Genomic DNA, 12,859 nt, shown 5'->3' with positions numbered 1-12,859 from the left:
ATTGGAGTTTGCCTGCGTCACAGAGCACGGGGGGAGCGACAACCCATTGGACGCGCTGGTGGAGTTCAAGACCGAGGACGGCGCACGGATCGTCGTGGAGGGCGTGGACGAGGAGTCCGGGGCCCGGATGGTGTCGCGCGGTGACGGACCGGCGCAGGCGGCCCGTACGTTCGAGAGCGCGCTGGACGGCGTCCGGGCGGCCGCCGAGTCCGCGCTCAGGGTGTTCCGGGACGGCGCGCTCAGGCCGGACTCGGTCGAGCTGGAGTTCGGGGTGAAGCTCAGCGCGGAGGCGGGCGCCGTCATCGCCAAGGGAGCGGCCGAGGGGCATCTGGTGGTGAAGCTCAGCTGGTCACCCGGACCGTCCCGGCCGGACGCGCAGGCCGCCGGTCCGTCATGACCGACGTCGCCTGGCACGCGCGCATCGTCTGCGGCAACGAGGTCGGGGCGGGCTTCCTCGTCTCCGCGCGCCGCGTGCTCACCTGCGCCCACGTCGTCCGGGCGAGCGCCACCTCCGAGGTGACCGTGTCCTTCCCCAACAGCCGGAGCCTCGGCCCGCTTTCGGCCACCGTGACCGCTCTCGGCGGGTGGGCGGGCGACGCGGCCGACCCCGGCGACCTCGCGGTGCTGGAACTGGGCCGCGAAGTGCCCCTGGAACCCGCCCGGTTCGCACCCGTCGGCGCCGAACTCGCGGGCGACCCCGCACCGACCCTGGTCGCCTACGGCTTCCCCAAGGGGTACGACGAGGGCATGCTCGCCCGCTATCACGCGGTGCCCGGCGCCCTGGTCCGCGACGAATGGCGCCAGTTGGAGGCCGTGACCGCCCATGGCCAGGCACTGGCGCCCGGGTTCAGCGGGGCGGCCGTGACCCTCGCGGACGGCAGGGTGGTCGGCATGGTGTCGACCGTCGTGGGCGCCCGGGACGGCCGCGTCGGCCGCATGCTGCCCACGCAGGTCATGGCCCGCTACTGGCCCGAGCTCGGCGCTCTGCTCGCCACCCCCGACAGGGAAGGGGACGCGCTGCGCCGGCTGCACGCGCTGGTGCGGCGGGCGGTGGCGGAGGGCCTGGACTGCGACCCCAACCGGGTGTTCCTGGACGCTGTGGGGCCCTTCGGCCCGGGACTGCCGACACGGGAGGGCTTCGCCTCGCTCGGCGCGGCCGCCGGGTATGTGCAGTGGGAGGTCGAGGACGGTGAGGCGGTGACCCGGTTCGCCGACCGGCTGCAGGAACTGCTGGACGCCCCGCCGGCACGGCCCGCCGCGGTCCCGGTGTGGTCGCCGATCGTCGTCGAGATGGACCGCAGCGGCGCGGGCCCGGACCAGGTCACCGTCGAGGTGTCCGCCTACCGCGACGGACAGCGCCGGCGCGTCGCCTCCAGGCGGCTGCCACGCGCCGCCGTACGCGCCTTCGTCCAGCGCGGCATCGACGAGGCCTTCACCCAACTCGCGCCCGGCGCCGAGGAGTTGATCACGTTTGTACTGCCCCGCGAGTGGCTGAACGAGCCGGTGGCGAGCTGGGAGTGCGGAGCCGACGACCCCACCCCGCTCGGCTGCGCCTATCCGCTGGTCGTCGTGGACCGCTCCCGGCACCGCAGCGGACGGCTGCGCCATCAGCTGGCCAAACGGTGGCAGAAGCTGGACACCTGCCCCGGGGCGCGGCTGCACCGCGTCGACTGCGGCAGCGGGGAGCGGCCGCAGAGCCTGCGCAAACGGCTGCGCGACGACGACGCCGACCTGACCGGCTTCGCCTACCCGCCCACCGGAGCACCACCGCACTTCGAGGTCGGCCTCAACACCCCGGTCGCGATCCTGCTGTGGCCGCGCACGGGCTGCACCGACCCCGCACACGACGGCCCCTGCCCCGGCACCACGTTCCTGGACGAGCTCACCGACCGCCTCACCGGCGTACCGCCCGCCGAACTCCCGCGCGAGGTCATGGAGCTGCGGGAGACCGCCGAGGCCGACGAGCACCCCGACCGGCACTGGGCGCGCACCGTCCAGCTCCTGTGGGACGACCCCCGCTGCTTCCCCGAGCCCGCCGCCCTGCTCCACTCGCCCGTCGCCTGAACCGCCCCCGCCCCACCCCGGAGTGAAGATCCATGCCCCTGTGGCCCGTCTACACCGGCAGCAACGAGCCGCACGACGGCATCACCCGGCTGCCGCCGCCCCCGCCCTGGCGCGCGTTCGACGGCGCCCCCGTGATCCGGACACCCGAGGAGGCCGCCGACGCGTCCGCCGTCTCCCCCGACCGCGCCCATCGCGCCGCGACCTACCGCGCCACCCAGGAGACGGTCCAACTGGTCAACGCCGCCCTCTACTTGCGGCGCCCGCTGCTGGTGACCGGCCCGCCCGGCACCGGCAAGTCCTCGCTGGTGTACGCGGTCGCCCGTGAGCTGCGCCTGGGACCCGTCCTGCGCTGGAACATCACCAGCCGCAGCACCCTGCACGACGGTCTCTACCAGTACGACCCGCTCTCCCGGCTGTACGCGGCCCGGCACGCCCCGGCCGCCGCCGAGGCCGGCATCGAGGACCATCTGCGCCTGGGCCCCCTCGGCACCGCCCTCCTCCCGCACGCCCATCCCCGCGCCCTGCTCATCGACGAGATCGACAAGAGCGACCTCGATCTGCCGAACGACCTGCTGAACGTCCTGGAGGAGGGCCAGTACGAGATCCCCGAACTGGTCCGCAGCGCCCGCCGCACCCCCACCGCCGAGGTCATGATCGACGGCACCGACGAGCGGGTGCCGGTGGAGCGCGGCCGGGTCCGCTGCCGCGCGTTCCCCTTCGTCGTGCTGACCAGCAACGGCGAGCGTGAGTTCCCGCCCGCCTTTCTGCGCCGCTGCGTCACCTTACGGCTGCGCCAGCCCGACGACGACCAGCTCGCCGCGATCGTCCGCGCCCACTTCGACGAGGAGCCCGACGCCTACGCGCAGTCCCTGATCAGCCGCTTCCTGTCCCGGGTCGGCGGCGGCGACCTGGCCACCGACCAGCTGCTCAACGCGATCTATCTGGCCCGCTCCTCCGACCTCGGCGCCGAGTCCCTGGACGAGCTGGCCGAACAGCTGATGCCGTACCTGAGCGAGTCCGGGCACACGGACGCCTTCTGATGCGCGGCGACCAGCTGGCCCGGCTCGCCGACATCCTGGCCGAGGCCTCCTCGGGCCCCCGCCCGAGCCCCCGGGAGCTCGCCGAACTCCTGTGGCTGGCCCGGCACATGGAGCCACACGAGCCCGACGCCCCTCGACCACCCGGCCCGGCCCGGCAAGCGCGGCCCGCCGAGGACCGGCCGTCTCCCCCACCGCAGCCGACGCCGCCCGCCTCTCCCCCGACGCCGCAGCAGCAGCCCCAGCCCCCTGCGCCCGCGCCGCCGCAGGAGCCCGCGCGCGTCCCCCTTCACCTGCCCGGTTCCGGGAAGGGAGGCGGGACGGGCCGCCCCCACACCACCCTGCTCGCCCCGTCGCCGCCGATGCTGCGCCACCCCCTGGGCCTGCAACGTGCGTTACGTCCCCTCAAGCGCCGTATCGCCGCGCCCACGGGCCTGGAGCTGGACGAGCACGCCACCGCCGACCGCATCGCCCGCCTCGGGGCCGGCCCCGAGTGGTGGCTCCCGATCATGCGCCCCTCGCGGGAGCGGTGGCTGTGCCTGAACCTGGTCCACGACACCGGGCCCACGATGCCCGTCTGGCGCCCGCTGATCCGTGAACTGCACACGGCCCTCGCCCAGTCGGGCGTCTTCCGCACCGTCACGCCCTACCGGGCCCGGCCGGACGGCACCGTGTGCGGCGACGACGCGCCCGCCCCCGTCGACGGCCGCACCGTCACCCTGGTGATCAGTGACTGCATGGGCCCGCAGTGGCGCCGGGGCGCGGCCGGCACGCTCTGGTACCGCACGCTGCGCCGCTGGGCCCGACGCATGCCACTGGCCGTCGTACAGCCGCTCCCGGAGCATCTGTGGCGGGACACCGCCTTGCCGACGACACCGGGCCGTCTGACGGCACCGCATCCCGCGGCGCCGACGACGACCCTGCGCTTCACGCCGTACGAACCACAGGAGATCGCGGCTGTCCCCCTGCCCGTCATGGAGCCCGACCCCCGCTGGCTGGCGAACTGGGCGGCGCTGGTCGCGGCCCCGGGAGGCGCGGAACTCCCGGCCGCCGTCGGCCTGTTGGACCGTCCGCCGGACGCCTTGGAGGACCGTACGGACGCCGGACTGCTCTCCAGCGAGGAACTGGTGCTGCGGTTCAGGGCGACCGCGTCCCCCGAGGCGTTCCGGCTGGCCGGGCATCTCGCCGTCGGACGCCCCGATCTGCCGGTGATGCGGCTGGTGCACGCCGCGCTCGAACCGGAGCCGCGCCCGCAGCATCTGGCCGAGGTGATCCTCAGCGGCATGCTCACCACCGTCCCCGGACCGGCCGGCTCCTACGCCTTCCGCGACGGCGTGCGCGACCTGCTGCTGCGCAGCCTGCCCCGCACGGCCCGCAGCCGCACCACCGAACTCCTGGAGCGCGTGGGCGGTTTGATCGACCACCGCGCGGGCCGCGCCCCCGGCGAGTTCCGCGCCTCGACGCCCGCACCGGCCGGCACCGAACCGGGAGCGGACGGCGAGGCGTTCGCCACGGTCGGTCCGGAGGTCGTACGGAGGCTGGCGGGAACGCCCGTGGACGGGCTCGCGGAACAGACCGTCCCGTCCGGACCGCCGAGCCCCGTGATCCTCTTCGAGGCCGACGACCTCACCGGCCACCCCGAGGCCCGGATCACCCTCGAATACGCGGTGGACCGCATCCTCGACCGGGCCGCGCTCGCCCACCGCGAAGTGCAGGTGCGGGACGACGGCTACCTCGTGCTCGCACCACCCGGCAGCTACGCCCTGCCGGTGCTGGTGGCGACCCTGCGCGGGCTCGCCGACCGGCTCGCACAGCTGCCGGACCCACCGCGCCTGCGGGTGACGTTCTGGCACACGCCCGCCTCCGGGACCGGCGTTCCCGACCTCCCGGCCGAGGTCCGCACGCTTCAGGACCGTACGACCGCCGACGTCCTGGTCGTCATCTCCCCTTCCTGGTATGAAGAGTTCGCGGCCAGCTCCGCCGCACTCGACCGGCCGCGCTTCCGGCCGGTGCTGGGCGACGCCGCCGACGCACCGCCCGTCGCCTGGTACCACCCGCTGCACACGAGCGGTCCCGAACCCGAGGAACGGGACCTGGTCACGGGGCCGTTCATCACCCACGACCTGCGCCGGCTGGGCATCCCCGCCCCGGGCCGTACGGCGATCGTGCACACCCAGCCCGACGGCCCGCTGACCCTGCTCAACCCGGCCCAGCCGCTCGGCACCCGCCCGCCGCGCCGCACCACGTACTACGAGGTCGACCTCACCGCCCACCAGGCCGTGCACCAGGTGTCCCTGCCGAGCTCCGGCCGGGGGGCCTTCGCCGCCACGGTCGAGCTGTCCTGGCACGTCGTCGACCCGGTCTCCTTCGTACGGGGCGAGACCGCGCACGTCTCCGGGCGGCTCCTCGACCATCTGCTGGACGCGGCGGCCCGCATCACCCGCCGCCATCCCCTGCGCCGGGCCGGCGCGGCCCAGCGCGCGGTCAACGCCGGCCTGCGCAGGTGGCCCGTACCGGGACTGGCGGTCGCGTACACGGTGCAGCTCGCCGCGGAGAGCGCCCGGCTCCCCGAACCGCACAGCCCCGCACCCCGGTCGCCGTCCGACCTGCTCGCCGACGCCGAGACCGTACTGCTCGGCTTCGACGGGCCCGTCACCCGGCTGTTCTCGGCGCACACCGCCCGCGAGGCCGTGCTCGCCCTGCTCTCCGTGGTCGCCGAACACCGGGACCCCGACGAGGCGTTGGCGGGCCGCCCGCTGCCGCGGGCCGCGGAGCAGGACCTCTTCCCGCACCCCCTGGACGTCCTGCGCGCCTTCGCCCACGACCGGCTCGGACCGATGCTGCGCGACCGTCTCGACCAGCTCGAACTGCAGGCCGTGCCGAACGCCCCCCTGACCCACAACGCCAACGTCCTCATCCGCACCCTGCACCACTCCGGCCGCCGGGTGGCGGTGGTCACGGACGTCTGCGAGCAGGCCGCACACCACTATCTGGACCACTACCGGCTGCCGTTGGAGGGCCTCCACGGCCGCGCGCGCGACCTCGCCCGGCTGACGCCCGACCCCGACTGTCTGCTGCGCGCCCTGGGCTCCCCCGACGCACCCGCGGCCACGGGCGTACTCATCGGTTCCACGGTCGCCGAGCTCACCGCCGCCCAGCAGATCGGCCTCGGCTTCATCGGGCTGGCCCGCAATCCGACCGTCGACCAGAGCCTGCGCGAGGCGGGCTGCGAGACGACGGTGTCCTCACTGGCACCCCTGCTGGACGTCGCCCGCGCCTTATAAGCCCTGACCCGACTTTATTCCGCCATTACTTCAGATATAAGGGACAAAACCCCCCATTCAGCGGCACCCCCACCCGGCCCCCCAAAAAAGGCGCACCCCACCCCCGCACCCCCACGATGCCTATAAGGCACGCCACCCGGCGGCCCCTCCACGGTCTGCGCTCTCGGGAGGACCCTGTATGACCGCCAGTCTGGAGCAGCTGCGCCGCTGCCATTTCGCCGTCGACCTGGGGGCGGCCCGGACCCGTGTCTACGTCAAGGGCGCCGGCCTCGTCGTCGACCAGCCCTCCGCCGCCGCCGTCAACACCCGTACCGGCGCCCTCATCGCCGTCGGCGAGTTCGCGGAGAAGATGAGGGGCCGCACCCCCGACTACATCCGTGTCGTCCGCCCGGTGTCCGGCGGCACCGTCGTCGACATCGAGATGGCGCAGCGCATGCTCCGCCAGCTGCTGGGCGACAGGATGCGCCGCACGCTGCGCCGCAAGCCGTTCCTGCGTGCCGCGGCCTGCGTCCCGCACGACGCCGACCCGCTGGCACGGCGTGCGGCCGTCGAGACCCTGGTCGGGCTCGGCGCGCGCCGGGTGGAGCTGGTGGACACGCTCATCGCGGCCGCCGTGGGCTGCGGACTGCCCGTGGAGCAGCCCGAGGCCACCATGATCATGGTGTGCGGTGCCGCGGCCACCCAGGTCGCCGTGCTCTCCCTCGGCTCGATCGTCACCGCCGAGCGCATTCCCGTCGGCGGTGAGGCCGTCGACCACGCGATCGTCCAACACCTGCGCCACGAGCACGAGTTGATGCTCCCCAGCCAGTCCGTACGACCGCTGCAGATCGCCCTGTCCGGCAACGGCCTCACCCGCCAGGGCCCGGAGTCCACCGAGATCCACGGCCGCGACGTCGCCACCGGGCTCGCCCGCAGCGTGCGGGTCGACACCGCCGCGGTGCGCGACGCGATCGAGACCCCGCTGACCGCCGTGCTCGACGGCATCGGACGGGTGCTGCGGGGCTGCCCGCCCGACCTGGTCGCCGACCTCGTCGACAGCGGGATCACCATGGTGGGCGGAAGCGCGCTGCTGCCGGGCCTGGACCAGATGCTGCGGCAGGCCACCAAGCTGCCCGTGCACATCGCCGAACGGCCCGACGTGTGCGCCGTACAGGGCCTGGGTCACATGCTGGAGGGCAAGATCGAGCCACTGGCGCTCGAACCGATCTCCAAGTGAGACCCGCTCCCCACGTGAGACCCGCTCCACGGCGCCCCGTGGCGGTCCCGGAATGACCGGTGCCCGGCTCCCGCCCCTGTTCGAGGCGGTGCTCGCCGTCGGCACCGACCTCGATCTGCACACCACCCTCCAGCACATCGTGGACCGTGCCGCCGAACTGACCGGCGCCCGCCAGGCGGCCCTGTGCACCGTCGACCCGGCCCGGGACGGACTCACCGAGATCCTCCCCGGGACCTCGCCCGGACGGACCCCCGCCCCACCGTGCGCGCCGCCGGGAGCCGGACCGCACTCCCCCGGCACCCTGCGCGTGCCCATCCACGTCCAGGACGAGCTGTTCGGCGACCTCCATCTCGCCGGGAAGCCGCACGACGCGCCCTTCACCGCCGAGGACGAGCAGCTGCTGCACGTCCTCGCCGCGCAGGCCGGCCTAGCGATCGGCAACGCCCGGCTGTACGAGGCCGCCCGGCAGCGCGAGCGCTGGATCGAGGGCGCCGCGGCCGTCACCACCGCCCTGCTCACCGGCGAGAGCGCCGCCGACGCGCTGATGACGGTCGCCGAACGCGCCAGGATCCTCGCCGACGCCGCGGCCGGTGTGATCCTGCAGCGCACCGAGGCCGGCGGCATGGAGATCGTGACCGCGTCGACGTATGAGGACCCCGGCGACATCGTGGGCACCACCATCCGGCCGGGCAGCCCCGTCCTCGTCCAACTCCTCGGCGGGGAACCGGTGTTCATCGACGACTCGGCGACCGATCCGCGGATGACCACGCATGTGCGGCACCGGTTCGGGCCGAGCATGATGCTGCCGCTGGAGGCGGACGGCCGCCTCATCGGCACCCTCGCCCTGCCGCGCCGCCGCGGCGACCGGCCGTACACCGCCGTGGAACGGCTGCTGGCCGGCCAGTTCGCCTCCCAGGCCGCGCTCGCCCTGGTCCTCGCCGACGCGCAGGCCGGCCGGGCGCGCCTCGCCGTCTACGAGGACCGCGACCGGATCGCCCGTGACTTGCACGACCTTGTCGTCCAACGGCTGTTCGCCACCGGCATGATGCTGGAGTCCACCCAGCGCAGAGGCAGCGGCGAGGACGAGGTCCAGGACATCCTCACCCAGGCCGTCGACGAGCTGCGGTCGACCGTCCAGGAGGTCCGCACCGCGATCTTCGCCCTGCAGCAGCCGCCCGCCGCGCCGCCGACCGGCGTACGCGGCAGGGTGCTCCGGGAGGCGGCCGGCGCGGCCGCGGTGCTCGGCTTCAGGCCGTCCACGCGGTTCAGCGGCGCCGTCGACAGCCGCGTCACCGACCGGGTCGCGGACCGCCTGCTCACCGAGCTGCGCCGCGCGCTCGCCGCCGCCTCCCGACGCCCCGACGTCTCCCGCATCGAGATCGACGTCGACACGAGGACCCGGCTGCCGGACGGCCGCGAGGGGGTACGGCTGACGGTGCGCGACGACGGGAGGGCGGGGGACGGGACGGCGGAGGACGGGGGTACGGGGACGACGGTGACGTGGGAGGCGCCGCTGTAGCCGCAGCTCAGAGGGCGAACCAGCAGCGGATCGTGGTGCCGGCCGGGCCGGTGTGCACACGGACCAGGTCCGCGATGAGATTGACCATCAGGAGCCCGCGACCGCCGCGCTGCTCCCGAGGCACGGGACGGCGTCCGGCCAGCGGATCGGCGAGATGGCCCTGGTCGCGCACCTCGCACACCACATACCCGTCCTCGCCCCACACCGCGAACGAGCCCGAACCGCCGCCGTGCACCACGCTGTTGGTGATCAGCTCCGCGGTGACCAGCGCCATGTCGTCGCGCCGGGGAGACATGAGGCCGAGCCGCGCCGCCTCACCGACGGCGAGGTGCCGGGTGTCGCTGAGGGACCCCTCGGTGAAGCGGAAGTACGGCACGTCCGGCGGCGCGGGCGGCAGCGGCCGGTTGTAGCGGGCCACGACGTCGGCGGGGGCGTAGGCCGCGCTGTCCTCCTGCCGGCCGGAATCCGCCCGGACGACGGTGGGGTGGGTGGCGTACGCGTCGGTGATGACCTGCGGGCCCAGGCGCCGGATGTCGTACGGGCACAGGATCGCCGCGTCCGCGCCCCGGAAGGCCTCGTTGATCAGCGCCTCGTGCTGGACGCAGGCGGGGTATTCGGTGGCGGTACGGCCGGCCCAGATCGGTTCGCCGATGATGCTCACCCGTGTGCCCGGCGACTGGACGTCGGCGAAGGCGCGCAGCACCGCGGGGATGATCCGGCCGGGGTTGCGCCCGACCTCCCGCATGTCCATGAACCGTACGGCGTCGGCGTCCGCGCCCAGTCCGTCCCTGATCAGCCGGAGGTTCTCCGCCGGAACGGCCACGGCGACGGGCCGGCCGGCCACGAGAGCGTCACGGACGAAAGGGAGGGTGCCGGCGAGGTACTCCTGCTCGTCGCCGTAGAAGAGGGCGGGGTGCGCAAAGGTGCCGGGGATGCTGTGCGCCTCGGTCACGCTCATGACTTGATCACCTCCACCGTCCGCGGATCCGTCTCCTGCCACCTTGGGGTGTCCGCGCGGCGGCCGCCAGTGCGTGGGCTCGCGCGACATCGACGAAGGCCGGGCCGGACAACTCGAGACGGTACATCCGGCCGCCCTCGCGCACGGCCGGGCACGGCGTAACCCGTCGTCCGGGCTGCCCCGGCACGACATCAGTACGGCAGCAGTCGTCCCGACGGTGTCCTGCGGTCGATGGTGGTGTCACGGGGCGTGGCGGGCCGGCGGCTGGCACGGACGCGGATCTGGCGGTTCATGACGCCCTCCTCGGACCTTCAAGGCCTACTGCCTGACACACACCAGCCTCCGCCCCGAGGTGCCCCGCCACATCGCGCCCACGGATGCACCCGCACTGCCTCCCCGGCAGGACCGGCCCCACACTCCACTACTCCCCGGGGAGGAGATGCCCCCTAGGCCCTGATACCCCGGACACACCACGCGCACCCGGCGCCCGCTGACGTATCCCGTCGTCTGCCGGCGTCTGCCCCCGCCGCGTCCCCCGGGCGCACACTGGAGCCATGGCCAGACGCACACCCCCGGGCGCCGCCCGGTGGCACCGTGCCGTACGGACCCTCGTGCGCCTCCATCACCACCCGGCCCCCGCCCGCCCCTCGCGCCCGGCCCAGGTGCACGCACTGGTCGCCGTGCTGGACGAGGCGGTGGCGGCGCAGACCCCGGCGGACGCGGCGGTGGCCGCGTGCGGGGAACCGGGCCCGGTCTCCCGGCAGACCGCCCGCTCCTGCGGACAGCAGAGCATCACATTGCACCGGCTGCGCGCCCGGCTGCAGGACATCGAACTCACCGAGCCCGACCTCGTACAGGTCCGGGCCCGAGCGGCACGACTGCTCGCCTACGACCTCTGGATGCTCCGCGAATCCCTCAACCTGGCCTTCACCCTCCACCAGAACCCCCGTACGGAAGCCGCCCGACTGCGCCTCAACGGCCTGGGCAGGCACGCCGACGACCTGCGCCGCCTGCGCGACGGCCTGCGCGCGGAGGCAGGCTGAGGCCACCTCAACTCCCGCTCTCGCCCGGGAACTTGCGCCGACCCCCGCTCGAAATACGACTAGATGATTGACGGAGCAGATCCTGAACCCCGGCGCGCCAGAGGATAATTCAGGACGTTTCTCACTAATCTCCCATAGCTGTAAGGAGTCGATCCTTCGCGTACCGCATCCCCCTCTCTCCACCGGAGACGACATGCACAAGCTCCACAAGGCCGCCGTCCTGATCGCTGCCCTCGGCAGCGTCGGCCTCATGACCGCCGGCATCGCGCACGCCGACGGCACGGGCCAGGGCGGCGGCGTCGGCGGCGGCCAGTTCAGCGTCCAGCAGAGCACCACCTGCAGGTCCCACGACCTGAACATCGACATCCTCGGCGCGGTCGGCCTGCTCGACGGCGTCCTGGGCAACGGCGTCAACGGCGAGGGCAACCCGGCCGCCCAGAGCTCCCAGCTCGGCTCGAAGATGGGCTGCGACAACACCGCCTTCTAGTACGAGCCCCGACAACGACACGGGCGGCCAGCCACCGGCTGACCGCCCGTCCGGCATGAGAAGCCCGCCCAAAAACCTTCCTGTGCTGTCAGTGCCCTCTGTTAGCTTCATGCGCCTGCGTGATCCACGCACTCCCACCACGGTCCTCGGGGCCCGCCTGGTCGTTCGCGATCGGCGGCGCACGGGTGTCCGGCGGTGCTCCCGAGACCGGCGAGTGGACGCATCTGCTGGGGCTCTACGACGCCGAGACCGGGAAGGCCCGGCTGTACGTCAACGGCCACGAGGTCGGGACCGCGGCCGAGGCGACCCCCGCCGAGGCGGCCGGAGCCTTCCAGATCGGGCGCGCCCGCGGCGCCGCCGGCTACCGGGACCGGTGGCACGGGGACGTCGGTGACGTCCAGGTGCACGACCGGGTCGTGGTGCCGGACGAGGTGGCCGAACTGGCGTACCGCAAGCCGAAGCTGCTCGGCCACTGGTCGCTGGAGAACGCGACGGACGGTGTGAGCCCCGAGCAGTCGGGCGGCGCGCCGCTGCGACTCGGCACGGGCGCCTCGATCTACCGGGGCTCCGACGATTCCTGTGTCCCGGACCTCGACCCGGACTGCACCTACGTACCGCCGCCGCTCGTCGGCGAGGGACATCTGCGCCTGGACGGCGAGAGCGGGTACGCCGCTGCCGACGGGCCCGTCGTGGACACCGGGGACAGCTTCACCCTCGGCGTCGTCGTGCGCCTCGCGGACTCCGATCCCGCGCACCCGATGACCGTGCTGTCGCAGGCCGGTGAGCACACCGACGCCTTCAAGGTGCGCTACGAGCCGTCCACGCACACCTGGCAACTGGTGATGCCGGTGAAGGACGAGGCCGGAGCCCCCGAGAAGGTGGTGTCCCGGATCGAGGGCGCGGACGGCGGCGAGGGCCAGGGCCATCGCCTCGCCGTGGTCTACGACGACGCCACCGACACGATCAAGCTCTACCTCGACGGTTACACCGACGCCCAGGCGACCACGACCCTCCCCGACGGCCGGCCCAGCAACGGCGGCCTCCAGATCGGCCGGGCCCGGGTCGGCGACGGCTGGGGCGAGTACCTGCACGGCGACGTGGACGAGGTACAGGCCTACGCGGGCGCGCTCAGGGACGACGACATCCTCGGCCTGGGCTGGGACACGGACCCTTGCCTGTGCTGACCCCTGGTAGCTGACCTCGACCGCGGCCCGCCCGAACCCACGTTTGGGCGGGCCGTAGTCCCGCGCT

General features: G+C 73.8%; 10 protein-coding genes. 9 read left to right on the top strand and 1 reads right to left on the bottom strand.

All coding sequences use genetic code 11. The features are described 5' to 3' along the window. Positions 1 to 46 precede the first annotated feature (46 nt). The 6 genes from MQN93_RS09150 to MQN93_RS09125 all read left to right on the top strand — a co-directional run bounded on the left by MQN93_RS09150 (position 47) and on the right by MQN93_RS09125 (position 9,120). Complete coding sequence (locus MQN93_RS09150) at positions 47 to 397, top strand: CU044_2847 family protein (protein WP_037782470.1); 351 nt, start codon at positions 47 to 49, stop codon at positions 395 to 397. Then, positions 394 to 2,064: a VMAP-C domain-containing protein gene (locus MQN93_RS09145; protein ID WP_242709053.1), complete on the top strand. Its 1,671-nt coding sequence runs from the start codon at positions 394 to 396 to the stop codon at positions 2,062 to 2,064. Before MQN93_RS09150 ends, MQN93_RS09145 begins: the two co-directional genes overlap by 4 nt. Before the next feature lie 32 nt (positions 2,065 to 2,096). After that, complete coding sequence (locus tag MQN93_RS09140) at positions 2,097 to 3,104, top strand: AAA family ATPase (protein WP_242709052.1); 1,008 nt, start codon at positions 2,097 to 2,099, stop codon at positions 3,102 to 3,104. Beyond that, positions 3,104 to 6,385 (top strand): SAV_2336 N-terminal domain-related protein, encoded by a 3,282-nt coding sequence (locus MQN93_RS09135; protein ID WP_242709051.1) that lies wholly within the window; start codon positions 3,104 to 3,106, stop codon positions 6,383 to 6,385. The genes MQN93_RS09140 and MQN93_RS09135 overlap by 1 nt, the downstream gene beginning before the upstream one ends. A 178-nt stretch (positions 6,386 to 6,563) precedes the next feature. Next, positions 6,564 to 7,601: a rod shape-determining protein gene (locus tag MQN93_RS09130; RefSeq protein WP_016435420.1), complete on the top strand. Its 1,038-nt coding sequence runs from the start codon at positions 6,564 to 6,566 to the stop codon at positions 7,599 to 7,601. Between the two features lie 52 nt (positions 7,602 to 7,653). Further along, a complete protein-coding gene (locus MQN93_RS09125; protein ID WP_242709050.1) occupies positions 7,654 to 9,120 on the top strand; it encodes a GAF domain-containing protein in 1,467 nt (488 codons plus the stop codon). Between the two features lie 7 nt (positions 9,121 to 9,127). Here the strand turns inward: MQN93_RS09125 and MQN93_RS09120 are convergent, their stop codons facing one another. Next, positions 9,128 to 10,078 carry an anti-sigma factor RsbA family regulatory protein gene (locus MQN93_RS09120; RefSeq protein WP_242709049.1) on the bottom strand — a complete coding sequence of 317 codons (951 nt, stop codon included), beginning with the start codon at positions 10,076 to 10,078 and terminating at the stop codon, positions 9,128 to 9,130. Positions 10,079 to 10,632: 554 nt separating this feature from the next. Between MQN93_RS09120 and MQN93_RS09115 the strand changes: the two genes are divergently transcribed. From MQN93_RS09115 to MQN93_RS09105, 3 genes are all read left to right on the top strand, one after another. After that, a complete protein-coding gene (locus tag MQN93_RS09115) occupies positions 10,633 to 11,121 on the top strand; it encodes a hypothetical protein (RefSeq protein ID WP_234024427.1) in 489 nt (162 codons plus the stop codon). A gap of 193 nt (positions 11,122 to 11,314) precedes the next feature. Beyond that, the gene (locus MQN93_RS09110) at positions 11,315 to 11,608 is read left to right on the top strand and encodes a hypothetical protein (protein ID WP_016435415.1); all 294 of its coding nucleotides are present in this window, start codon (positions 11,315 to 11,317) and stop codon (positions 11,606 to 11,608) included. A gap of 119 nt (positions 11,609 to 11,727) precedes the next feature. After that, positions 11,728 to 12,792: a LamG-like jellyroll fold domain-containing protein gene (locus tag MQN93_RS09105; RefSeq protein WP_308404275.1), complete on the top strand. Its 1,065-nt coding sequence runs from the start codon at positions 11,728 to 11,730 to the stop codon at positions 12,790 to 12,792. The last annotated feature ends 67 nt before the right edge of the window (positions 12,793 to 12,859 follow it).

The sequence above is a fragment of the Streptomyces spinosisporus genome, from assembly GCF_022698145.1.
Taxonomy (GTDB): Bacteria; Actinomycetota; Actinomycetes; order Streptomycetales; family Streptomycetaceae; genus Streptomyces; species Streptomyces spinosisporus.
Note: the sequence above shows the minus strand (reverse complement) of the source record. Positions and strands in the feature narration are given on the sequence as shown.

What these genes read in the sequence shown, in the direction of transcription:
- MQN93_RS09145 (WP_242709053.1), top strand. Translation starts at nt 394, where the DNA reads ATGACCGACGTCGCCTGGCACGCGCGCATCGTCTGCGGCAACGAGGTC.
- MQN93_RS09140 (WP_242709052.1), top strand. Translation starts at nt 2,097, where the DNA reads ATGCCCCTGTGGCCCGTCTACACCGGCAGCAACGAGCCGCACGACGGC.
- MQN93_RS09135 (WP_242709051.1), top strand. Translation starts at nt 3,104, where the DNA reads ATGCGCGGCGACCAGCTGGCCCGGCTCGCCGACATCCTGGCCGAGGCC.
- MQN93_RS09130 (WP_016435420.1), top strand. Translation starts at nt 6,564, where the DNA reads ATGACCGCCAGTCTGGAGCAGCTGCGCCGCTGCCATTTCGCCGTCGAC.
- MQN93_RS09125 (WP_242709050.1), top strand. Translation starts at nt 7,654, where the DNA reads ATGACCGGTGCCCGGCTCCCGCCCCTGTTCGAGGCGGTGCTCGCCGTC.
- MQN93_RS09120 (WP_242709049.1), bottom strand. Translation starts at nt 10,078, where the DNA reads ATGAGCGTGACCGAGGCGCACAGCATCCCCGGCACCTTTGCGCACCCC.
- MQN93_RS09115 (WP_234024427.1), top strand. Translation starts at nt 10,633, where the DNA reads ATGGCCAGACGCACACCCCCGGGCGCCGCCCGGTGGCACCGTGCCGTA.
- MQN93_RS09110 (WP_016435415.1), top strand. Translation starts at nt 11,315, where the DNA reads ATGCACAAGCTCCACAAGGCCGCCGTCCTGATCGCTGCCCTCGGCAGC.